The sequence below is a fragment of the Flavobacterium gelidicaeli genome, assembly GCF_013294005.1.
Classification (GTDB): domain Bacteria; phylum Bacteroidota; class Bacteroidia; order Flavobacteriales; family Flavobacteriaceae; genus Flavobacterium.
Genome location: NZ_JABSNK010000014.1, coordinates 22,306 through 45,257 on the forward strand (window position 1 = coordinate 22,306; position 22,952 = coordinate 45,257).

The following is a 22,952-nucleotide window of genomic DNA, read 5'->3' on the forward strand; positions in this document are numbered from 1 at the left end:
TTTTTTTAATTATTAATTACATTAAACCGCGACCGGTTTTAAGCATTTTTTTATTCGATTCTAATTCTTTAACTAAATTATCTAGAATTCCGTTGATAAAAATACTACTTTTAGGAGTAGAATACTCTTTAGCAAGCTCTAAATATTCATTTAAAGTAACTTTTACTGGAATAGATGGGAATTTCAAAAATTCACAAATTGCCATTTTTAAAATAATAGTATCTACCTCTGCAATACGATCACTATCCCAGTTTGGTGTTTTATCTACAAATTCCTTAGCTAACTCAGATTCGTTTAAAACTGTTTTTCTGAATAAATCTTTTACAAATGCTTTATCTTCAGCATCCTTGTACACTTTAGGCACAGTAAAATTATCATCCATAATAGGTTTCATCGCTTTCAATTGCTTTAGAATTTGCGTGTTTACCAATGGAATGTCATCAATCCAAGTTAATTGATCGTCTTCTAAGAATTCGTATAACTTTTCATTTGGAACAATAACTTCTCCAAATAAATCAACAATAAGTTGTCTGTCTTCTTCAAAAGTAGTTTCGGCATTACTCATATAAGTAATGTAAAACGGACTCGCTTTTATTGCATTTAACAGCAATGAAATGTAGTCTTCATGAAGTCTCCAAGCATCAATTTTACGATTCTCTAAAGCAATGCTCAAAGAATTATTTTCAGCAAGGATTTGAAAAATGCTGTTTTTGATAAATTTCTCGTTGGGTTTACGTTCTTGAGGCGTAGCAAGATGTTTTAAACTTGATTTGTGTAAAAACTCAGCCTCTTTTTTACAGATTTCCATTAAGGAAGAAACCATTGTAAGGTATAAATCTTGAATATTATCGATACTATAAAAAAGAAATTTTTCTTCTTTCTCTAAGTTATCTGAACCGTTTTGATGCATCGCATAAATCGATTGCATAACTTTAACGCGTATGTGTCTTCTATTTACCACCTTGTAAGAACTTTAATTAAATTAGTTTGCAAAAATAAGTATTTCCTTTTTTATAATAAAATATATAATTGCTTATTTTAAAAAGTATTCCGTGTTGTCTTTTTAGATAATCAAGAACTATCTAAAAAAACAACACGGAAATATATTTAAATCTGATAACTATTTTTTACTGTTTTCTAGTTTTCTTTGATCAATTCGATTTTGTGCAATAGTAAGCGCTGCATGATGTGTCGTGATCCCTTTTGCTACAGCATAATCAAAAATCTCCAAAGTAGTATTGTAGATATTCTCAGTTTTACTCATGATTTCTGCTTTACCATAATGTGCTAGCTCAGCGTAAACATTGATAATTCCACCAGCATTAATCAAGAAATCAGGTGCGTATAAAATACCTCTTTCTTGTAAAATAGCTCCGTGAACATCTTCATTTGCTAATTGATTATTTGCCGCTCCAGCAATAACTTTTGCTTTAATTTTATTTACAGTAGCATCATTAATAGTTGCTCCCATAGCACATGGTGCGTAAATATCAACATCAGCAGTATATAAATCAGCTCCTGTATAAATAGTCGCATTGTATTTATTTCCTACCTCATATAATTTTTCTTCGTTAATATCAGCAATAGTTACAATAGCACCTTCTTTAGTTAAGTATTCTACTAAAGTTTCTCCTACGTGACCAATTCCTTGTACCAATACTTTTTTACCTGCAAGAGAGTCGGTTCCAAATTTATGTTTTGCAGCCGCTTTCATCCCCATGTAAACTCCAAAAGCCGTTACAGGTGATGGATTTCCTGCCCCACCTCTTTCTTCAGATATTCCAGTTACATAAGGAGTAACATCTCTTACAATGTCCATGTCCTTAGTTTCCATTCCTACATCTTCTGCAGTAATGTAACGCCCACTTAATCCGTGAACAAATTCTCCAAATTTACGCATCAACTCAGGAGTTTTCTTAGTCTTAGCATCACCCATAATAACGGCTTTACCTCCACCAATGTCTAAACCTGTAATAGCTGCTTTATAAGTCATTCCGCGAGACAAACGTAAAACGTCATTTAACGCTTCCCATTCATTAGCATAATCAAACATACGTGTTCCTCCTAAAGCAGGTCCCATAACCGAATTATGAATACCAATAATTGCTTTTAAACCCGTATCTTTGTCATTGCAAAATACAATTTGTTCGTGATCATCAAATGATAGTTGTCCAAAAACGGGATCCATTTTTTGAAGTTCCTTTCCTGTTGTGAAAGTTGCATCCATATAGTTTAATTTTATAGTGATATAATTGTGAATTTGTCAAAAAGACAAATCAAAATTACACAAAATATGCATATCTTTCATTTTTTTTATGAAAAATTGTCTTTTCTATAAAATACTAGGCTATATTATCTTTTAATAATTTATAATTTAATAACATTTTACTTAAAAAGTAAAGAATCATAATACCGAATATCACAAAAAAATGAAAGAATTAAGTTATTTAAACAAATATTTTATAAAATACAAGTACAGTTTTTCGCTTGGTATTTTGTTCACAATAATCGCACAAATATTCATGCTCTTTACACCTAAATTGATAAGTCAATCATTTAAGGTTATTGAGAGTTTCTCTAAGGACAAAACAATTTCAACGCAAGTGATTAGAGAAGAGCTTACCTCTAATGTCTTATTAATTATCGCAACCACTATTATCGCTGGTTTTTTAACTTTCCTAATGAGACAAACATTAATTGTAATGTCACGTCACATAGAATTTGATTTAAAAAATGAGGTTTTTAGACAATATGAAAACCTGAGTCAAAGTTTTTACAAACAAAACCGTACGGGAGATTTAATGAACCGTATTAGTGAAGATGTCTCAAAAGTGAGAATGTATGTTGGTCCCGCAGTTATGTACTCAATCAATACCATTATTCGTTTTACGATTGTCATTGTTTACATGTACAATGTATCTCCACGATTAACCGCTTACACTTTGCTACCACTACCGTTATTATCTTACGGAATATTTAAACTAAGTACCGAAATCAATAAGCGCAGTACCATTTTTCAGCAGTATTTATCTAAAGTCTCTAGTTTTTCACAAGAAATTTTCTCTGGACTACGTGTAATTAAAGCCTATTCTTTAGAGAACCAGCATCAAAACAACATGGTCAACTTAGCCAATGAAAGTAAAAGCAAAAGTTTAAACCTAGCAAGAGTACAGTCGCTTTTTGGTCCTTTAATGTTAGCACTAATTGGCATCAGTAACTTGGTGGTTATTTATTTTGGTGGATTAATGTACATTGATGGTACAATTAAAAGCATAGGAACAATAGCCGAATTTATTCTTTACGTTAATATGTTAACTTGGCCAGTTGCCTCATTAGGATGGGTATCATCAATGGTTCAAGAGGCCGAAGCTTCTCAGAAACGTTTGAATGAATTCTTAAAAATCGAACCACAAATTCAAAACAACAATCCTGACAAATCTATCATTGAAGGATCCATTGCTTTTGAAAACGTAAACTTTACTTATGATGACACGAAGATAAATGCTTTAAAAGACATTTCGTTCACAGTAAACAAAGGCGAAACTTTAGCTATTTTAGGTAAAACAGGCTCTGGTAAATCAACCATTCTTTCTTTAATTTCTCGTTTGTATGACGTTAATAGTGGTGTGATAAAAATCGACAATAAAAGTATTGAATCACTGAATTTATTTGATTTAAGAAACAGCATTGGTATTGTACCACAAGACGCTTTTCTTTTTTCTGATTCAATCAAAAACAATATTAAGTTTGGTAAAGAAAATGCGACGGACGACGAAGTTATGGCTGCTGCCAAAAGTGCTGTGGTTCACGACAACATCATGGGCTTCACCAAACAATATGATACGGTACTTGGAGAAAGAGGAATTACACTTTCAGGAGGACAAAAACAACGCGTTTCTATAGCACGTGCCATTATTAAGAGTCCGCCTATTTTACTTTTTGACGATTGCCTATCCGCAGTCGATACAGAGACTGAAGAGACGATTTTGAACAATCTTTTTGAAATTTGCAAAGACAAAACAACAATAATTGTAAGTCATCGTGTCTCATCGGCTAAAAATGCTAGTAAAATAATTATCCTTGAAGATGGTAAAATAATTCAACAAGGAACTCATAATCAATTGATAAATCAAGAAGGCTATTACGCTTCCTTATATCTAAAACAACTTTCAGAAAAAGAAATGCTTTAATTGTTGTGTAAACCATAATTTTTTAAGATTTTTGATTACTACTTAACAACCATTAATTGATAGAACGGATTATGAGAGAAAATGACATGTTAGAAAAAGAAGAAATTTTTTCTAAGGTTTTACGAGCTGGAAGAAGAACCTATTTCTTTGATGTAAGAGCAACAAAAGCAGATGATTATTACATTACAATTACTGAAAGTAAAAAATTTACTGAAGAGGATGGATCATTTCACTTTAAGAAACATAAAATCTACTTATACAAAGAAGATTTTGCCGCTTTTGCAGAAATCTTAAATGACATGACAACTTATGTTTTGAACCACAAAGGAGAAGAAGTAATTTCTGAAAGACATCAAAAAGATTTTAAAAAAGAATACGTTACTGAAAAAGTAATCCTAGAAGAAGCAGTACCAAGCATTTCAAGTTTTACAGATATCGACTTTGACGATATTTAATTATATTACAAATTCAATTCCTATTACTTATTAAATTAAAAAGTCCAAAAGCTGCATGGTTTTTTGGACTTTTTGATTATAAATTATTTCCTAATTATAACATTAAATTACATGAAAGACCTTTTTGAAAAAAATATAGAAAAGTACGGAGAATTAATAATACCATGGCTTTTAACTAGTGGAGTTAAAATAATTTTTATAATTATTGCCGCATTAATCTTAAATAAAGTAATTACAAGTTTTATTGAAAAAGCGGTTAGAATTGCTGTACGTCCTGACAAAAACTCATCGGCAGAAGCAGAAGCAAAAAGGGAAGATACCTTAATTCAAATTTTTTCTACTACTTCTAAAATTTCGATCCTATTAATTACAGGATTAATGGTTTTGCAGGAATTTGGTGTCGAAATCGCCCCAATATTAGCCGCAGCAGGAATTGTAGGTTTAGCATTTGGTTTTGGTGGTCAATACCTCATCAGAGATATCATTAGCGGATTATTTATTATTCTCGAAAACCAATACCGCATAGGAGATATTGTAAGTTTTGACAATGCCGGTGGTGAAGTAATCGAAATTAGTTTAAGAAAAACAACCTTACGCGACCTTGACGGAACCGTGCACCATATTCCTCATGGGGAAATTAAAAAAGTTTCCAATCTTTCTAAAGATTTTTCACGTATTAATATTGACATGGGTGTAGGATACAGTTCAAATTTAGAACATGTAATTACTGTAATCAATAGCGTAGGAACAGCTTTAGCAAATGATCCTCTTTGGAAAAATGCAATCATAGCAGCACCGCAATTTTTAAGAGTTAATGATTTTGCCGACTCTGCTATAATGTTAAAAATTCTGGGAGAAACTTTACCTAGTAAACAATGGGAAGTTGCAGGTGAATTGCGTAAACGCCTTAAAGTAGCCTTTGATAAAGAAGGAATAGAAATTCCGTTTCCACAAATGACACTGCATCATGTTAGAGAAAAAGCAGTAGAAACTGAAAAAGAAGCGCCAAACAATTAATTATTGCTTAAAACACAATATAATGAGCCTGAAAATCTACTGATTTTCAGGCTTTTTTTATACATTTATAGAAGAATAATATACTAATTATTCCGTTTGAAGTTAGTATACAAAAACACTAACACACCAATAATAAATACTTACAAACTAAATCTCTTGCTATTAGGGCAACTTACTTTTAAGTATTATTTCATTTCATACTTATGTCTAAAGAAATAAATATTCCAGAAAACATCATTGGCCTTACTAACAGTGAAGTTCTTGCATCAAGAAAGGAATTTGGAAGTAACGAACAATCTCATAAAACAGAATATAAATGGTGGCTAGCGCTCTTAGAAATGTTCAAAGAACCCATGCTTTTATTATTGATTGCCGTTGCAATAATCTATTTTGTGTTAGGCGAAAATAGTGAAGCCTACTTTATGCTTGCTGCAATAGTTGCTGTTTCTGGAATCTCCTTTTTTCAAGACAATCGCAGCAGAAAAGCACTAGACGCCTTAGAAAAACTCAATGAACCGCTTAGTACTGTTTTAAGAAATGCCGTAGTTATCCAAATCCCAACACGAGAAATTGTAGTAAACGATATTGTAATTGCCGAAGAAGGCAACACCATAAATGCTGATGGAGAAATCATCCATAGCAATGACTTCTCAGTAAATGAATCATCACTTACCGGCGAAGCTTACGCTGTTTTCAAATCGGAGAAGTCCGAAAAAAAAGAGGTCTTCAGTGGTACATTAGTTGCTTCTGGATTAGCTGTTTATAAAGTAAAACAAATTGGGATTGCTACTGAAATAGGAAAACTGGGCACTGCTATATTAAGCATAAAAGAACAAGCCACACCGCTGCAAGTACAAATAGAGAAATTTGTAAAAGGAATGGCCGTTATTGGCATCGTAATTTTCTTATTAGTTTGGGGTGTTTATTTTTGGAAAACTAAAGACTTATTACAAAGTTTACTAAAAGGATTAACCTTGGCTATGTCTATTCTTCCCGAAGAAATACCCGTTGCCTTCACCACATTTATGGCATTAGGTTCTTGGCGATTAATGAAAGAAGGAGTAATTGTAAAAAAAATAAGAACCGTAGAAACGTTAGGAAGCGCCACTGTTATTTGTACTGACAAAACAGGAACACTCACTGAGAACAAGATGAGTTTACAATCAGTTTATGCTTTTAGTACTGGAGAATTGTATGAAAAAGAAAGTTGGAGCAATCCAGAAGCACAAGCCGTCATTACCACCGCAATGTGGGCGAGTGAACCTGTGCCTTTTGATCCTATGGAAATTACATTGCACGAGGAGTATCAAAAAATTACTAGTAATGATATCCGTAGAGAGTTTACAATGTTTCATGAATATCCGTTAGAAGGAAAACCACCCATGATGACACATATTTTTCAGAACCAAGAAGGCAAACGTATAGCTGCTGCCAAAGGTGGTGCTGAAACGATTATAAAAGTCTCTAAACTCAACAAAGATCAAAAAAACACTATTTATAAAACAATTGATGCCTTAGCGGCAAAAGGTTACCGAGTGCTTGGTGTTGCACAATCTTCTTATTCTAAACAGGAATTCCCGGATAATCAACAAGAGTTGCCATTTCAATTTTTAGGCTTAGTAGCTTTCTACGATCCTCCAAAAGGCAATATTAAAGAAGTCATCAAACAATTCTACGAAGCTGGAATTGATGTTAAAGTAATCACTGGCGACAACAGCGCTACCACGAAAGCAATTGCCCAAATGGCAGGAATTAAAAATACTGACCGCATTATGGAAGGCGAAGCAATTATGGCGCTAGATGAAAATGAAAGATTAGCAGCTATTCACGACAGTACCTTAATGACTAGAATGTTTCCAGATGCTAAATTAGCAGTGGTTAATGCATTAAAAAACGACAACCAAATTGTAGCCATGATTGGTGATGGTGTAAATGATGGACCAGCATTAAAAGCTTCACACATAGGAATTGCAATGGGTAAAAAAGGAACTGAGATTGCTAAAACTGCAGCCGATTTAATTTTAGTTGATGACGACCTATCAAAAATGATTGTAGCTGTTGCTGCAGGACGTCGTATTTATACCAATCTTAAAAAAGCCGTTCAATACATCGTTTCCATACATATACCGATAATTTTAACCGTTTCCCTACCGTTATTTTTAGGTTGGATTTATCCAGATATTTTTACACCTGTACATGTTATTTTCTTAGAAATAGTAATGGGTCCAATGTGTTCTATTGTATACGAAAATGAACCTGCTGAAAAGAACAGCATGTTGCAAATGCCCCGCCATTTGGGCAGTACTTTTTTATCTTTAAAAGAAATGGCTATTAGTATCGTTCAAGGAATTATCATCACAATCGGGATTTTATTTGTGTACCAGTTGACTGTCCAAAATGGAGGTTCAGAGAATCTTACCCGAACAATGGTATTCACTACCTTAGTTTTTTCTAATGTTATCTTATCTCTTGTTAACCGTTCCTTTTATTATTCAGTTTTTACTTCGTTAAAAAATAAAAACAACATGATGGTTTTCGTAAATACTATTACATTAATAATGCTTGCTATGATTATTTATATCACTCCTATTGCACGTTTTTTTGAAGTAGAACCGTTGGCTTTTACACAATTGTTAATATGTGGAGGAGTTAGCGCAGTAGCAGTACTATGGATTGAAATCTGGAAATGGAATAAACGTAGTAAAAAAAAATCTTTAAACTAAAAAAATAATGAAAAATACTATTGTATCAATACAATGGCTTAAAGAAAATCATCATGATAAAGAGGTGATTATACTTGATGCGAGCCAACAAATAAATCAAACAAAGGTTGTTCCTGAATTTCAAGGCATACAAATTAAAGGCGCCCGATTTTTTGATATAAAAAATGATTTTAGCGATACCACAAATCCGCTTCCTAATACAATACCAAGTCCCGACGCTTTCGCAAAAGCAGCGCAAAAACTGGGAATTAATTCTACTAGCAAAATTATAATTTATGACAGCCTTGGCATTTATTCTAGTCCTAGAGCGTGGTGGCTTTTTCAAATTATGGGTCATAAAAACGTCTGGGTACTTAATGGCGGACTTCCCGCTTGGGCGAAAGAAAATCTTCCGGTAGAAAAATCAGTAAAAAACGATTATGAAAGTGGTGATTTCGAATCCAATTTCAACTCAAAAATGGTGAAAAGTAAAGAGCAAATACTAAATAATATTGACTCAAAAGAAGCAATATTAATCGATGCACGTTCTAGTGATCGTTTTTACGGAGAAACCGAAGAACCAAGAGCCGGATTGCGCAGCGGTCATATTCCAGGAGCAATAAACATCCCGTACACTGATTTACTAGAAAACGGTCTTTTTTTATCGAAAGAAAAATTAGCTACCGTGCTACCTAATCAAGAGAAACCTATACTATTTAGCTGTGGTTCTGGCGTTACAGCTTGTATTGATTATCTTGCTTATGAAATAATTGGAAGCACCAATTCTAAAGCTATTTACGACGGTTCGTGGACTGAATGGGGACAAATCGAAAGTTTACCAATAGAGTAATAAAATCATCCTATATGTTGCCATTTAATTCAAATAGTAAGAATAACATCAACAATCCTAAAACTTTGAAATACACTAAATATTACTTGTATATACTAGTGGTGATTATGATTTCGTCTTGCGCAACTAATAAAGACAGTACGCATCAGCAAAATCATTCTTATACTCCTGACGACCCCGAATTATACCGTACTATAATAGCAATGGATAGCGTTTTCTTTACCGCATATAACAACTGTAATCTAGACAAACAAGCAGTAATATACGCTGACAATATTGAATTTTATCACGATAAAGGCGGATTAATGACTTCAAAAAAAGACATATTAGATGCAACTAAAAAATACATTTGCGGAAAAGTAAGTCGGGAATTAGTAAAAGGAAGCGTGGAAGTTTATCCCATAAAAGATTTTGGTGCCATTGAAATAGGTTTGCATAAATTTCATAACAATCAAGAGCCAGCTGGGACAGCTTCAAAAGAAAGTAAGTTTATAATGATGTGGCAATTTAAAAATAACGAATGGAAAATCACAAAAGTAATCAGCCTACATTGATGAAGTAAAAGTGAATTTAACCAATTCGCAATCCATTTTCAATTTTAAAATCGGGTGCTAATAATATCACATCACCTTTCGCTCTTACAGCTCCTAAAAGTAAGCATTCACTCATGAATTTTCCTATTTGCTTTTTAGGAAAATTTACAACAGCCACGATTTGTCGATCTAGTAAATCATCCTTTGAATACCTTTTTGTAATTTGAGCTGATGTTTTTCTAATTCCGATTGTTGCTCCAAAATCAATAGTCAGTTGGTAAGCTGGTTTTCTCGCTTCGGGAAAATCATTAATTTCTAGAATAGTTCCTACACGCATTTCAGTTTTCTCGAATTCTTGCCAACTCAGGTTATTTTCCATCATTCCTTTTGCTAAATAAATTACCAACTAAAATAACCATTTTAAGCTAAAAGCAATCCTTTTTTACTAACTTTAAAGTTCAAACAATAAATAAAATTTGCAATGGCAAGAACCGCTTCAAATATGTTGCCTTTAGGCACTAAAGCTCCCGATTTTTATTTAAAAGATCAAAAATCAGCATCTCAATGGTTTTCTTTTGCAGACTTAAAAGGAGAAAAAGGGACTTTGGTCTTATTCATCTGCAACCACTGTCCGTTTGTACATCATGTAATAGAAGAAGTTGTAATGATTGCTAATGATTATAGAGTTCAAGGCCTTGGTATTATTGCAATATCAAGTAATGACGTGGTGAATTACCCGCAAGACTCTCCTGAATTGATGACCGAATTCGCTTTCGAAAATAATTTTGAATTCCCTTATTTATATGATGAAAGTCAGGCTGTCGCCAAAGCATATGACGCTACTTGTACACCAGATTTCTTTTTATTTAACAATCAAGACAAACTCATTTATCGCGGCCAGTTAGACGATAGTCGTCCTGGAAATGGGATTCCGCTTAGCGGAAATGATTTACGAGGAGCAATAGATGGTGTACTCTATAATCGTTCCATTAATCCGGATCAGAAACCAAGTATTGGGTGTGGAATAAAGTGGAAATAATACTTAAGATTAGGTATAATTAAAAATCCCATCTCGTTTAAAACAAGATGGGATTGTTAATTATATATACTGATCAATAAAAATCCGATCACTGATATTAAAAATTATTTAACGTCCATTAATTCAACGTCAAAAATCAAAGTAGCGTTTGGTGGAATTGCTCCTCCAGCACCACGAGATCCGTATCCTAATTCAGAAGGAATTACAAAACGTGCTTTGTCTCCTACTTTTAATAAAGCAATACCTTCATCCCATCCTTCGATAACTTGACCTTGACCTAATTTGAATTCAATTGGCTTTTTTCTTGGGTAAGAAGAATCAAAAACTTTTCCGTTTTCTAAAGATCCTTCGTAATGAACGGCAACTGTTTTTCCAGCAACGGCTTGTTTCCCTTCACCTCTTTGGATGAATTGGTAACGCAATCCACTATCTGTTTTTTCAAAACCAGCAGCTAATTTTTCCATCGCAGCATCTGCGCCAGCTCTTTGATCTGCAATACGTTTTTTACGGTTTCCTTCAAATGATCTAAAAGCTTCAATAGCATTCCATTTTTCAGCTTCCTCACCTACTCTAACAATTTCTAAAGTATCTAATGAATCCCCTTGTGCAATTGCATCAACAACATCTTGTCCTTCTACAACATGACCAAAAACAGTATGTTTACCGTCTAACCAAGAAGTAGGAACGTGCGTAATGTAAAATTGAGATCCATTAGTTCCAGGACCTGCATTAGCCATTGCTAAAATACCTGGTTTGTCATGCTTTAAACTTGGGTGAAATTCATCATCAAATTTATAACCTGCATCTCCAGTTCCAGTTCCTTGTGGACATCCACCTTGAACCATGAAATCAGGAATAACTCTATGAAAATTCAAACCATCATAGTATTTAGTTCCTTGAGGCTTTACTTTATTTTCCATATTCCCTTCAGCAAGAGCAACAAAATTCCCTACTGTTCCTGGCGTTAATTCATGCTCTAACTTTACTAAAACAGCTCCTTTTGCTGTGTTGAATTTAGCGTATATTCCGTTTTCCATCTTTTTATTTTTTTATTGAATTACAAATTTACAAATTAATTTTTATCATTACTATTTTCTATCACTTTCCGTTTTGATTTAAACGTAAAAGCATACACCGAAAAAGCTAATGCAGATAATAGCAAACCACCTAAAGCCACCGCATGCCAACCTCCAAACTGCCATAAAAACAATCCAAATGCTGATCCTGCAGCTGTTCCTAAAAAGCTAAAAGACATGAATACGGTATTCATACGATTTCTAGCTTCAGGCAATATAGAATACACACGGGTTTGATTTGAAATATGTACCCCTTGCAAGCCGATATCTATCAACACAATACCTATAACAATCCCAACAACACTTGCTCCCGAGAAATAGAAAACGATAAAACTTAACGCAATTAATAAACAACCATAGCCCACCGCCACTCTTGAACTTCCTTTATCACCAAGCTTTCCAACCAAAGGCGCTGCCAAAGCTCCTGAAGCACCTACAATACCAAATAATCCAATTGTTGCACTATTAAAATGAAACGGTTCTGCCGAAAGTAACAAAACCATGGTTGTCCAGAAAGCACCAAATTGTGCAAAACTGAATACATTAATTAAAGTAGCTTCACGCAGTAAAGGTTGTTCTTTGATTATAGTAAAAAGCGAACCGATAAGTTGGCCATACGAGCCATTGAAAACAGGTTTGTTATACGGAAATTGTTTTTTGATTATAAAAAACAAAAGCAAACACAATCCAGAAGCAATCCAAAACATTGCGCGCCATCCTAGAACTTCACCAATAAAACCACTTAAGGTTCTTGATAACAATATCCCCACTAATAAACCACTCATGATGGTTCCTACGACTTTACCCCTTTCTTCGGGCGCACTTAATGACGCTGCCAGAGGCAAAATAAGTTGCGGAACAATAGAGGTGATTCCGATTAAAAGGGAAGCGATTTCTAAGATTAGATAACTTTGTGCAGTAGCTGCAATAATCAAAGCAATTACAGAAGCAAAAGTGGTGTATAATATTTGTGTTTTGCGCTCTAACTTATCTCCTAACGGAACCATAAAAAACAAACCAATTGCATATCCTGCTTGCGTAAGATAGGTTATAGTACCAGCATCGGCATGCGGTATATTAAACTCGTCTGCGATTAAAACAATTAAGGGTTGGCAATAATATAAATTAGCCACTATAAGTCCCGTGGCAGCAGCCATAAACAGGACATTTTTTTTTGATAAATTCATCGCGCAAAAATACGTTGGGTTTATAAATTAAACTTTTAAAAAAAAGCTAAATTTTATACAAATACACTAATCTCTAAATTAAAAATACCCTCAAAAGATTTTCACTTTTGAGGGTATTGAATAAAGACTTGCTTTAATTATTTTTTTAAGCCATCAAGAGCTTTAAGTATGTCGTGCGCTTCGGCTCTATTTCTATATTCAGCGTCTAAAAATGTATACACAATTTTACCACTTTGATCGATTACATAAGTCGCTGCTAATGGTAATTCATCAGACTCATCACCGTTATATCCATGTAAATCAAATCCTTTTTGATAAGACGCAGCTACCTCATCAGTCAATTTAAAGACGATTCCGTACTGCTTAGCTACTTTATTTCCCACATCACTCAAAACTTCAAACTGTAAATGATGTTTCTCAGCAGTAGACATTGATTTATCTGGTAATTCAGGTGTTAATGCCAATAAATTAGCCCCTTTTAATTGAATATTTGGTAATTGCTCTTGTAAATAATGCAAAGTCATGTTGCAATAAGGACACCACCCACCGCGGTACCATGTCAAAACTACAGGTCCTTTTTTTAGATAATCACTTAATTTCACCTCTTTACCAGTGGCATTTGTAAGGCTAAAATCAGGAGCGATATCCTCATTTTTCTTAGCGTTAGCAACTACGTTCTGGCGTGTTACATCAGCTATTCCAGCTGCATATATTTCTTTAATTTGTTCTGGTGCTTTCTCTTCCCAAGCATTTTTAGCATTATCTAAAGTGGCTTGTAAACCGATTGTATTGTTTTCTGTGCTCATTTTTATATTTGTTTATTGATTGTACAAATGTACTCTAACATTTGCTCTAATTGTTTATCACTTTTTCTCGAAAATGTTACAATATTTCCCGATTGCGATAGAAAGACTGCTATTTTTTATTTTTCTAAAAACGTTATTAGCGGCTGTATGAATTTATCAAAACTCTCAATGTGTGGCATGTGGCCAATATTAGAAATCTCCACTAACTCTGCATTTGCTATTTTCTTTTGTGTTTCTTTTCCTAGTACAGCATACAATCCCATTGTTTTCCTAACCTCATCAGTTACTAAAGGTTTTCCCAAGGCTGTTCGATCTCTTGTTCCTATGATTAAAAGCGTAGGTGTTTTTATGTTTTGGAATTCATATACGACTGGCTGCGTAAAAATCATATCATAAGTTAGGGCTGAATTCCAAGCTATTTTATTAAAATCAGAATTTAGAGTCCAACCTGCTAATAAATTAACCCATTCATCATATTCTGGTTTCCATTTTCCATCGTAGTAACTGTCTAACTGGTATTTTTTAATTCTGTCGTAACCTTGTGTTAGTTCGTTTTTATACCACCAATCTACTGTTTGATAAGGCACTTTTAATTTCCAGTCTTCTAAACCTATTGGGTTTTCAAGAATTAATTTCTCCGTAACCTCAGGATACATTAATGCAAAACGTGTCGCTAGCATTCCACCCATAGAGTGTCCCAAAACAGCTGTTTTTTGAATTCCCAATGTATCTAAAATTTGCTTGGTGTTTTGCGCCAATTGCTGAAAAGTATATTGAAAATTATCAGGTTTGGATGATTTACCAAAACCTATTTGGTCTGGAACGATAACACGAAACCCTTTTTTTGTCAACGCATCAATGGTTGTTTTCCAATAGGCTCCATTGAAATTCTTACCGTGCAGTAATAGTACATTCTTCCCATTATAATTATCTGGCTTTACATCCATATACTCCATTTTGAGTTCTTGTTGCTGTACCTTCAAAGTGATAAAATGTACTGGATACGGATATTCATAATTACTTAAATCAATGTCAAGCCATTGTAATTTTTCCTGCTGCCCAAAAGATCCTATCGTTATAAAAAAGAGTCCTATTAAAAGCTTGAATTTCATCTTTAGTATTTTTATTAGAATCGTAAATTTAAGTAGAAAGAATGCTAATGGGAAATTATTAGGAAAACTTTACAATTTAGAAATCGAAACATAATTTTAAGTAGAATCGTTAGCCCAGATGGAAATGGCATCCTATTGTGCCGGGGTTCGGCGCAATAGATATAGTGGACAGCTGGAAATTGCTCCAAAAAAAAATGACATCCTTTACGAATGTCATTTTGAATAGTATTGTAATTAGATTATTTCTCTATCAATCCCGCATTTCTTAAGTACGGTTCGATTTCCATATCATGACCTATCAATTCCTTGAAAGCTTCGTTTAAATCTACACTATTTCCTACTGATAAAATGTATTTTCTGAAACGCTCGCAGTTTTCTCTAGTCAAACCACCATTAGCATTCATCCAGTCGTATACATTATAATCTAAGGTTTTTGACCATGTGTATGCGTAATATCCAGCAGAATAACCGCCAGACCAGATGTGTGCAAAATAAGGAGAATGGTATCTTGTAGGCACTTCGTTTACCAATAAACCGTATTTTTCAAGAGCTTCTTTTTCGAAAATTAAAGTTGGTTTAAAGTCTGCTTCATTCTCTACACTATGCCAGTTCATGTCTAAAGTTGACGCTGCCAAAAGTTCCGTTACATGATACCCACTATTGAAAGATTCTGCATTTTTAATCTTGTCAATCAATTCCTGAGGAATCACTTCTTTGGTTTTATAATGTATTGCATAATTTTTCAACACTTCAGGATCTAAAGCTGCGTGCTCATTTATTTGAGAAGGAAATTCTACAAAATCACGAGGCACAGAAGTCCCAGAAAGACTGGCATAATTTTGATTTGCAAATAATCCGTGTAAAGTATGTCCAAACTCATGAAACATGGTCGTTACGTTATCAAAACTAATTAAAGAAGGGTTTCCGTTTATTGGTTTTGCAAAGTTATATACGTTTACAATAACTGGTTTTTGTTTTAAATAATGCGATTGTTTCACAAAACTATTCATCCAAGCACCACCGTTTTTATTGTCTCTTGTATAGAAATCTAAATAGTAGATTGCCATTGATTTTCCGTCTTTATCAAAAACTTCGTAAGCCACAACATCCGGGTGATAGACTGGCAAATCAGGACGCGCTTTAAAAGTTATACCGTACATTTTTTGGGCTGCAAAAAACACTCCTTTTTCAAGAACTGTTGTCAACTCAAAATATGGTTTTACTTGACTTTCGTCCAAATCGTATTTGGCTTTACGAACTTGCTCAGAATAAAAATTCCAATCCCATGGTTCTAACTTGAATCCACCGTTTTGAGCATCAATAAGATCTTGAATTTCTTTGGCTTCTCCTTTTGCTTTGGCTACTGCAGGTCCTGCAATTTTTGCTAATAAGTTCATTGCTCTCTCTGGCGTTTGTGCCATTTGGTCTTGTAGTTTCCACTCAGCAAAATTCTTTTTGCCCATTAAGTTGGCTTTTTGCAAACGCAATTTAGCCATTTGCTCTAGCACTTCACGAGTATCTCCATCATCATTCTTTTCGGCACGAGTCCAAGATGATTTGAATATTTTTTCTCTAGTTGCTCGGTTAGTTAAACTCTGTAATAAAGGCTGTTGCGTAGTGTTTTGCAAGCCTATTAAATATTGTCCATCGTGACCCGCTTCAGTCGCTTTTAATTTTGCAGCAGCAAGATCATTAGCGCTTAAGCCATCTAAATCAGTTACATTATCAAAAAGAATTGCTCCGTTTTTACGAGCTGCTAATAATTTATTTCCAAAAAGAGTTCCCAAACTAGCCAACTCTCCATTGATTTTTTTCATTTTCTCCTTATCCGCTTCAGATAAATTAGCACCGGCCAATTCAAAATCTTGCAAATAATTTTCAGTTAGTTTTTTATCTTCTCCTTTAAGAGTATTCAAATCAACTGCTTTAATACGGTTGTATAACTTAGAATTCAAGTACATTTTATCGCTATGCGCTGAGAATATAGGCGCGTATTCTGCTTGCAAGGCTTGCAATGTTGGGTTGGTATTAGAGCCCGTTAAGTTGTAAAACATTCCAGTAGCTCTTTTTAAATCTACTCCAGAAGTTTCTAAAGCTAATATTGTATTTTGAAAAGTAGCCTTGGCAGTATTGTTTGTAATCGCTAATATCTCTTTGTCGTGAACCGCTAAACCATACTCAAAAGCAGGTTTAAAATGTTCATCTTTTATTAAATTAAAAGCAGGAGCTTGATATTGTAATGTGCTTTTTTGTAATAATGGATTGGTCATTTTTACTGATTTATCTTGGGCATTAATCGATTGTAAAGACGTAACCATAACAAGCATAGTGCTTGATAGAATTATGTTTGATAAAATTTTCATAAGGTGATTGTTATTTTCTATAAAAGTAATTAAAAAAATAGAGACAATCAGCATGCACCACCTAATCCTTAACTAAATTAATAGGTATATTTGCTTTAGAGCAGCACAAAAAAAACAGGTTCTAATTTTAGACTATGAAATCAATATTTGACAAAACCGATAATGCTATTATAATAAATCGTATCAACAAACTTACTCCTGAAAGTAAAGCTGAACGGGGTAAGATGTCTGTAGATCAAATGCTAGAACACACTAATGCTGCGGTGATAGTTGCTTTTGGAGAAAAAGAGCTAAAAGTAAACTTCTTAATAAAGTTGGTTGGTAAAATATTAAAGAAAAAAGTCTTCAATTCGGAATTCAAAAAGAATAGTCCCACAGCCAAAGAATTTGTTTTTACCGCACAATACGATTTTGAGCACTCTAAAAATGAATTAATTAAAAATTTTAGTCGTTTTGCTGCTGGAATTGAATCCATAAAAACAAATGATCACCCTTTTTGGGGAAATATGTCTCCCGAAGATTGGAATAAATTGATGTGGAAACATGTAGATCATCATTTAAAACAATTTGGAGTGTAATACTTCTCTATACTGTTTCTTAGTACTTGACTCTTGACTCTACTTTTGTACCTTTACCAAATAAATTACAAACATGCGAATAGATATTATTACCGTTTTACCTGATTTACTTAGAAGTCCGTTTGAAGCTTCGATTATGAAACGCGCAATTGACAAAGGACTTGTTGAAGTTCATTTTCATAATTTACGTGATTACACTACCAATAGGCAAAAAAGTGTAGACGATTACGCTTATGGTGGTCGTGCGGGTATGGTAATGACTGTGCAACCTATTGATGATTGCATCACGCATTTAAAAAGCGAAAGAAGCTACGACGATATAATCTATATGTCTCCCGATGGTGAAACTTTGAATCAAAAAATGTGTAACACCATGTCTATGTATGAAAACATTATCATATTATGCGGACATTACAAGGGAGTAGATCAAAGAGTTCGTGATCACTTTATCACTAAAGAAATTTCGATAGGAGATTATGTATTATCTGGAGGAGAATTAGGCGCTTTAGTATTATCAGATGCATTAATTCGTTTAATTCCAGGAGTTTTAAGTGATGAAACATCTGCTTTGACAGATAGTTTTCAAGATGGTTTATTATCAGGACCTATATATACAAGACCCGCAGATTATAAAGGATGGAAAGTTCCAGAAGTTCTAACAAGCGGTAACTTTGCTAAAATAGACAAATGGAATGAGGACATGGCGTACGAACATACTAAAACAAGACGACCTGATTTATTGGAAGAATAGAAAATATAAATGCTAATTTTAAATTCTAAAGAGATGACTATTACAATCAAAGATGAAACATTTACTGGCAAAATTTTAAACGAAATTAGTTTAAATTTCGAAGATGAATCAGTAACAGTCAAAGACATTATAGAACAAAGGGTATTGCAAGAAGTTGAAATATATAATAAGAAACAAACAGGTTATTTTAATGGTTTAATCGAACCTACATTAGCTGAAAAAACACTTAATGGTTATAAATTAAAACCACATAAAATTATCGATTCTGAGAAACAAGTTTATGTAGCTTTAGATGCGTTTATGAAAAACGGCTACTTTATTTTAATTGATAATATACAGTCAGAAAACTTAGAACAGGAAGTAATACTTTCGAAAACTACTGCTATTAGTTTCATTAAATTAACACCATTAATAGGAGGCTAATCATGGGAGTATTAGACAAGATAAAAAACATATTAAACGGAACAAATAAAAATGATTCCCAAGTTTTATTAGACGCTGTTTTTTCAGAAATCACAGTCATTGATAATGGTGTTTATTCCACTAAATATGAAAAACTAGAATCTTTTAAAAGAATAGTAACGCTAACAGATAAAGAAAAAGTTGTTTTCATGACACATTGCATTATTGAAAATTACAAAGAAAAAAATAAAAAAAATGCAGACTATCGTTTCAGTTTTATAATCAATGATGTAATTAAAAATCTGATTAAATCAAAAATTGTACTGGATGACGAAGACATCAATTTATTATCAAATAGCTTCTTACTGTATACACCTTCAAACTACAATTTGTTTTCTTTTTGGCCAATAAATGATTTTTTAAATCAGATTGAAAAACAAATTAAAAGGAATACAATATCAGAATCAGTAATAGCTACTTTAAAAAATTTAAAAGAGAATATTAGTTCATCTAATAACCATTACGATGAAAAACAAATTGTAAAAATCACAAGAAAAATTGATGACATATTGTTTCTTTCTACCATTGATAAAAATGAATTAAAGCCAATTTTGTTTCTTGGAAAAGACAACTTTGCAAACATTGCAAACCATCAAATTAGTTTACTTCCAGAAAAAGAAAAAAGCAACTGGTATCAAATTTTAGCTCTTTCTCAAAAATCGACTGGTTCAAAACCAACTGCAAAGTTTCTCACAATATCAAAAGAATTATTACTACAAACTGATATTACAAATTTCAAAAACACTTTAATTGATTGGTTTGACTTTATTATAAAATCAAAAGACGAACTCCCAGAACAACAATACTATCCAGGTAGATTTGTAATCTCATCTCCTAATGTTGATATGTTAAAAGGATTAATTTGGATGTGTTCTCAATTAAACGACACCGCAATAATCTATAAATTATCAACTTTAACAGAACGTTGTTATAGAAAAATACCCAATTTAGGACCAGCGTCAGCGTCAATGGGAAATGCTTGTCTCTATTCTTTATACAAAAGCGAAGGACTAGAAGGAGTAAACCAGTTATCAAGATTGAAATTACGCATCAAACAAAATAACACTCAAAAAATAATTGAAAACTATCTAAATAATGCGGCAGAAGAACAAGGCATTTCTGTTTATGAAATTGAAGATTTAGCAGCAGACGATTTCGAATTAATAAATGAAAGTCGTACCTGGCATTTTGAAGAATATAAAGCCGAAGTCTCAATAATTGGAGTTGGAAAAACAACTACCACCTGGAAAAAACCAGATGGAAAAACACAGAAAACCGTCCCTTCTTTTGTAAATGAAAAATATGCTGAAAATTTAAAAGATTTAAAAAACACTAAGAAACAAATCGAATTAAATCTTTCCTCTCAAAGAGATCGTATTGATAGAATGCTACGTTCTGATAGAAAAATGACTTGGTCCCATTTTAACACATACTTCCTCAACCACGGCTTACTTTCTTTCTTATCAAAAAATATAATTTGGAATTTCACCGAGAAAGATTCTACTTTTTCTGCTATATTTCATGAAAATTTATGGAAATCAAATACAGGTTCACTTGTAACCCCTTCAACAAACTGCTTAATTTCTCTATGGCATCCTACGCTATCAAGTGTAAATGAAACATCAACTTGGAGAAACTTTTTAATCAAAAACAAAATACAACAACCACTAAAACAAGCGTACAGAGAAATTTATATATTAACTGATGCCGAAGTAAAAACAAAGAGCTATAGCAATAGAATGGCGGCGCATATATTAAAACAACATCAATTTAATAGTCTCGCAAAAACAAGAGGATGGAAATACTCTCTTCTTGGTTGCTTTGATGATGGTCGCGATAATGGAACAGCCGAACTCAATTTAAAAGAATATAATTTAAAAGCTGAGTTTTGGGTCAATGAAGTTAATTCGGATGAAGCTTATAATGATACCGGAATTTGGAATTATATCGCAACAGATCAAGTACGCTTTTCAAATTTAACTACAAATGAAATCGTAGACTTAATTGATGTTCCTGTTTTAGTTTTATCAGAAATTTTAAGAGATGTCGATTTATTTGTGGGCGTTGCAAGTGTAGGAAACGATCCAACATGGCAAGACACAGGAGGAATTCCGGCCTATCGTGATTACTGGCAATCTTACTCCTTTGGAGATTTAACTGAAACTGCTAAAATAAGAAAAGATATCCTTACAGCTTTAATTCCACGTTTAAAAATAAATAAAGTTGCAGAGATAAAAGACAAATTTTTGATTATAAAAGGAAAGATTAGAACCTATAAAATTCATATTGGAAGCACCAATATTTTAATGGAACCAAATGATGAATATTTATGTATAGTTCAAGATCGAAGTTCAAAAAATCAAACAGAAAATATTTTTCTACCATTTGAAGGAGATAACGGTTTGTCAATTATTTTATCAAAAGCATTTCTTTTAGCTGATGATGATAAAATTAAAGACAGTACAATTACATCTCAAATTGGCAGAACGTAATGACGAGATATAATCAACAGCAAATTGTTAGTGAAATTGGAGACATCGGACAAATAAAACTTAAAAATGCTAAAGTTTTAATTATCGGAGCAGGTGGCTTGGGAACTCCTGTTGCTGTATATCTCACGTCAATAGGAATTGGGACTTTAGGAATAATTGATGGAGATATTATTCAGGAAACAAATTTGAACAGACAATTTTTATATTACGAAAATGAAATTGGAAAATCAAAGATCACCGTATTAGAAAAAAAATTAAAATTACAAAATCCACATATTGATGTAACAAAATTTGAATGCTTTTTATCATTAGAAAACAGTACAAAAATCATTACTAACTTTGATGTTATTTGCGATTGTACAGATAATTTAGAAACTAGATTGTTAATTGACCAGACTTGTTCTTTACTAAACAAACCATTAGTTTACGCGGGAGTAAAAGACTGGGAAGGTTATGTGACAATTCTAAATCACAGAAGTAAAATAAGATTGCACAACATTTTCCCATTTGAATCTTTAGCTAAAGATGCTTTAACAAACTGCAGTATAAGTGGAATTGTCAATACCACTTGCGGAATTGCAGGCAGTATCCAAGCTACTGAAGTAATAAAAATAATTTTAGAACAAGAGAATCAACTAGATGGAGAAATTTTGTGTTTTAATAGTAAAGAAATGGTTTTTAAAAAATTAAAACTTTTAAAAATTAAAAGTGTTGTAAATAAATCAAAAATTAAATTAACAATCTAAACTTTTTTAATTACTTTTGCACCCACTTTAGACCAACCTCTGGCGAGATCCGTGAATGTTGCTCTAGTATAAAAAACCATAATTACAATTATCATGGCAGATTTAATGAAATTCGTTAAAGACGAATTAGTTACAAAAAAAGAATTTCCTGAATTCGGAGCTGGAGACACAATCACAGTTTACTACGAAATTAAAGAGGGTGAAAAAACTAGAACACAGTTTTTCAAAGGAGTTGTTATCCAAAGAAGAGGTTCTGGTAACACAGAAACTTTTACTATTCGTAAAATGTCAGGTGCAGTAGGTGTTGAGCGTATCTTCCCTGTAAACTTGCCAGCTTTACAAAAAGTTGAAATCAACAAAAAAGGTGCAGTTCGTAGAGCTAGAATTTTCTACTTTAGAGAACTTACTGGTAAAAAAGCAAAAATTAAAGATAAAAGAAGATAGTCAAATATCCCTTTATCATAAAAGTCCCAACAATGTTGGGACTTTTTTTTGTTCTAATTTTAACCAAAAACGACAACATTGTTGGAAATAGACCTGTTCCATGAACAAAACAATAAATTCAACACTAACAAGTTAACAATCCTATAATT

Annotated in this window: 21 protein-coding genes; 13 read left to right on the top strand and 8 right to left on the bottom strand. The window is 33.0% G+C overall.

What is annotated here, in order from left to right; translation table 11 throughout:
- Nucleotides 1-16 precede the first annotated feature (16 nt).
- Together nusB and HNP99_RS15540 are read right to left on the bottom strand one after the other, a co-directional pair.
- A complete protein-coding gene (nusB, locus tag HNP99_RS15535; protein ID WP_173854365.1) occupies nt 17-928 on the bottom strand; it encodes a transcription antitermination factor NusB in 912 nt (303 codons plus the stop codon).
- 192 nt (nt 929-1,120) lie between these two features.
- On the bottom strand, nt 1,121-2,227 hold the full coding sequence (locus HNP99_RS15540) for a Glu/Leu/Phe/Val family dehydrogenase (RefSeq protein ID WP_173854367.1): 1,107 nt from the start codon (nt 2,225-2,227) through the stop codon (nt 1,121-1,123).
- Nucleotides 2,228-2,429: 202 nt separating this feature from the next.
- Here HNP99_RS15540 and HNP99_RS15545 point away from each other — a divergent pair, with 202 nt between their 5' ends.
- The 6 genes from HNP99_RS15545 (at nt 2,430) to HNP99_RS15570 (ending at nt 9,768) form a co-directional block, all read left to right on the top strand.
- Nucleotides 2,430-4,190, top strand: coding sequence for an ABC transporter ATP-binding protein (locus HNP99_RS15545; protein ID WP_173854368.1), 1,761 nt, complete (start codon nt 2,430-2,432; stop codon nt 4,188-4,190).
- Between the two features lie 71 nt (nt 4,191-4,261).
- Entirely contained in the window at nt 4,262-4,645 is a 384-nt protein-coding gene (locus HNP99_RS15550) for a PUR family DNA/RNA-binding protein (protein WP_173854401.1), read from the top strand.
- A gap of 111 nt (nt 4,646-4,756) precedes the next feature.
- Nucleotides 4,757-5,662 carry a mechanosensitive ion channel family protein gene (locus HNP99_RS15555; protein ID WP_173854370.1) on the top strand — a complete coding sequence of 302 codons (906 nt, stop codon included), beginning with the start codon at nt 4,757-4,759 and terminating at the stop codon, nt 5,660-5,662.
- A gap of 203 nt (nt 5,663-5,865) precedes the next feature.
- Nucleotides 5,866-8,385 carry a cation-translocating P-type ATPase gene (locus HNP99_RS15560; protein ID WP_173854371.1) on the top strand — a complete coding sequence of 840 codons (2,520 nt, stop codon included), beginning with the start codon at nt 5,866-5,868 and terminating at the stop codon, nt 8,383-8,385.
- A 7-nt stretch (nt 8,386-8,392) separates the two neighbouring features.
- Nucleotides 8,393-9,214 (top strand): sulfurtransferase, encoded by an 822-nt coding sequence (locus HNP99_RS15565; RefSeq protein WP_173854372.1) that lies wholly within the window; start codon nt 8,393-8,395, stop codon nt 9,212-9,214.
- Nucleotides 9,215-9,228: 14 nt separating this feature from the next.
- A complete protein-coding gene (locus tag HNP99_RS15570; protein WP_225738077.1) occupies nt 9,229-9,768 on the top strand; it encodes a nuclear transport factor 2 family protein in 540 nt (179 codons plus the stop codon).
- Nucleotides 9,769-9,784: 16 nt separating this feature from the next.
- Here the strand turns inward: HNP99_RS15570 and HNP99_RS15575 are convergent, their stop codons facing one another.
- A complete protein-coding gene (locus HNP99_RS15575) occupies nt 9,785-10,126 on the bottom strand; it encodes a tRNA-binding protein (protein WP_173854403.1) in 342 nt (113 codons plus the stop codon).
- A 102-nt stretch (nt 10,127-10,228) separates the two neighbouring features.
- On the opposite strand from HNP99_RS15575, the gene HNP99_RS15580 reads away from it, so the two are divergent.
- On the top strand, nt 10,229-10,786 hold the full coding sequence (locus HNP99_RS15580) for a thioredoxin family protein (protein WP_173854373.1): 558 nt from the start codon (nt 10,229-10,231) through the stop codon (nt 10,784-10,786).
- A gap of 104 nt (nt 10,787-10,890) precedes the next feature.
- Here the strand turns inward: HNP99_RS15580 and HNP99_RS15585 are convergent, their stop codons facing one another.
- The 5 genes from HNP99_RS15585 to HNP99_RS15605 all read right to left on the bottom strand — a co-directional run bounded on the left by HNP99_RS15585 (nt 10,891) and on the right by HNP99_RS15605 (nt 17,285).
- Complete coding sequence (locus tag HNP99_RS15585) at nt 10,891-11,823, bottom strand: peptidylprolyl isomerase (RefSeq protein WP_173854374.1); 933 nt, start codon at nt 11,821-11,823, stop codon at nt 10,891-10,893.
- A gap of 35 nt (nt 11,824-11,858) precedes the next feature.
- A complete protein-coding gene (locus tag HNP99_RS15590; RefSeq protein WP_254596877.1) occupies nt 11,859-13,019 on the bottom strand; it encodes an MFS transporter in 1,161 nt (386 codons plus the stop codon).
- Nucleotides 13,020-13,186: 167 nt separating this feature from the next.
- Nucleotides 13,187-13,855 (bottom strand): peroxiredoxin-like family protein, encoded by a 669-nt coding sequence (locus HNP99_RS15595; protein ID WP_173854376.1) that lies wholly within the window; start codon nt 13,853-13,855, stop codon nt 13,187-13,189.
- A 116-nt stretch (nt 13,856-13,971) separates the two neighbouring features.
- Nucleotides 13,972-14,967: an alpha/beta fold hydrolase gene (locus HNP99_RS15600; RefSeq protein ID WP_173854377.1), complete on the bottom strand. Its 996-nt coding sequence runs from the start codon at nt 14,965-14,967 to the stop codon at nt 13,972-13,974.
- Nucleotides 14,968-15,206: 239 nt separating this feature from the next.
- The gene (locus HNP99_RS15605) at nt 15,207-17,285 is read right to left on the bottom strand and encodes a M3 family metallopeptidase (RefSeq protein WP_371810477.1); all 2,079 of its coding nucleotides are present in this window, start codon (nt 17,283-17,285) and stop codon (nt 15,207-15,209) included.
- Between the two features lie 179 nt (nt 17,286-17,464).
- Between HNP99_RS15605 and HNP99_RS15610 the strand changes: the two genes are divergently transcribed.
- From HNP99_RS15610 to rplS, 6 genes are all read left to right on the top strand, one after another.
- Nucleotides 17,465-17,908: a DUF1569 domain-containing protein gene (locus HNP99_RS15610; protein ID WP_173854379.1), complete on the top strand. Its 444-nt coding sequence runs from the start codon at nt 17,465-17,467 to the stop codon at nt 17,906-17,908.
- A gap of 73 nt (nt 17,909-17,981) precedes the next feature.
- On the top strand, nt 17,982-18,659 hold the full coding sequence (gene trmD / locus HNP99_RS15615; protein ID WP_173854380.1) for a tRNA (guanosine(37)-N1)-methyltransferase TrmD: 678 nt from the start codon (nt 17,982-17,984) through the stop codon (nt 18,657-18,659).
- 33 nt (nt 18,660-18,692) lie between these two features.
- Nucleotides 18,693-19,082: a hypothetical protein gene (locus tag HNP99_RS15620; protein WP_173854381.1), complete on the top strand. Its 390-nt coding sequence runs from the start codon at nt 18,693-18,695 to the stop codon at nt 19,080-19,082.
- Nucleotides 19,083-19,084: 2 nt separating this feature from the next.
- Complete coding sequence (locus HNP99_RS15625) at nt 19,085-21,613, top strand: DUF4132 domain-containing protein (RefSeq protein WP_173854382.1); 2,529 nt, start codon at nt 19,085-19,087, stop codon at nt 21,611-21,613.
- The gene (locus HNP99_RS15630) at nt 21,613-22,359 is read left to right on the top strand and encodes a HesA/MoeB/ThiF family protein (protein ID WP_173854383.1); all 747 of its coding nucleotides are present in this window, start codon (nt 21,613-21,615) and stop codon (nt 22,357-22,359) included. Before HNP99_RS15625 ends, HNP99_RS15630 begins: the two co-directional genes overlap by 1 nt.
- Nucleotides 22,360-22,452: 93 nt before the next feature.
- The gene (gene rplS, locus HNP99_RS15635) at nt 22,453-22,803 is read left to right on the top strand and encodes a 50S ribosomal protein L19 (RefSeq protein ID WP_173854384.1); all 351 of its coding nucleotides are present in this window, start codon (nt 22,453-22,455) and stop codon (nt 22,801-22,803) included.
- Nucleotides 22,804-22,952 lie beyond the last annotated feature (149 nt).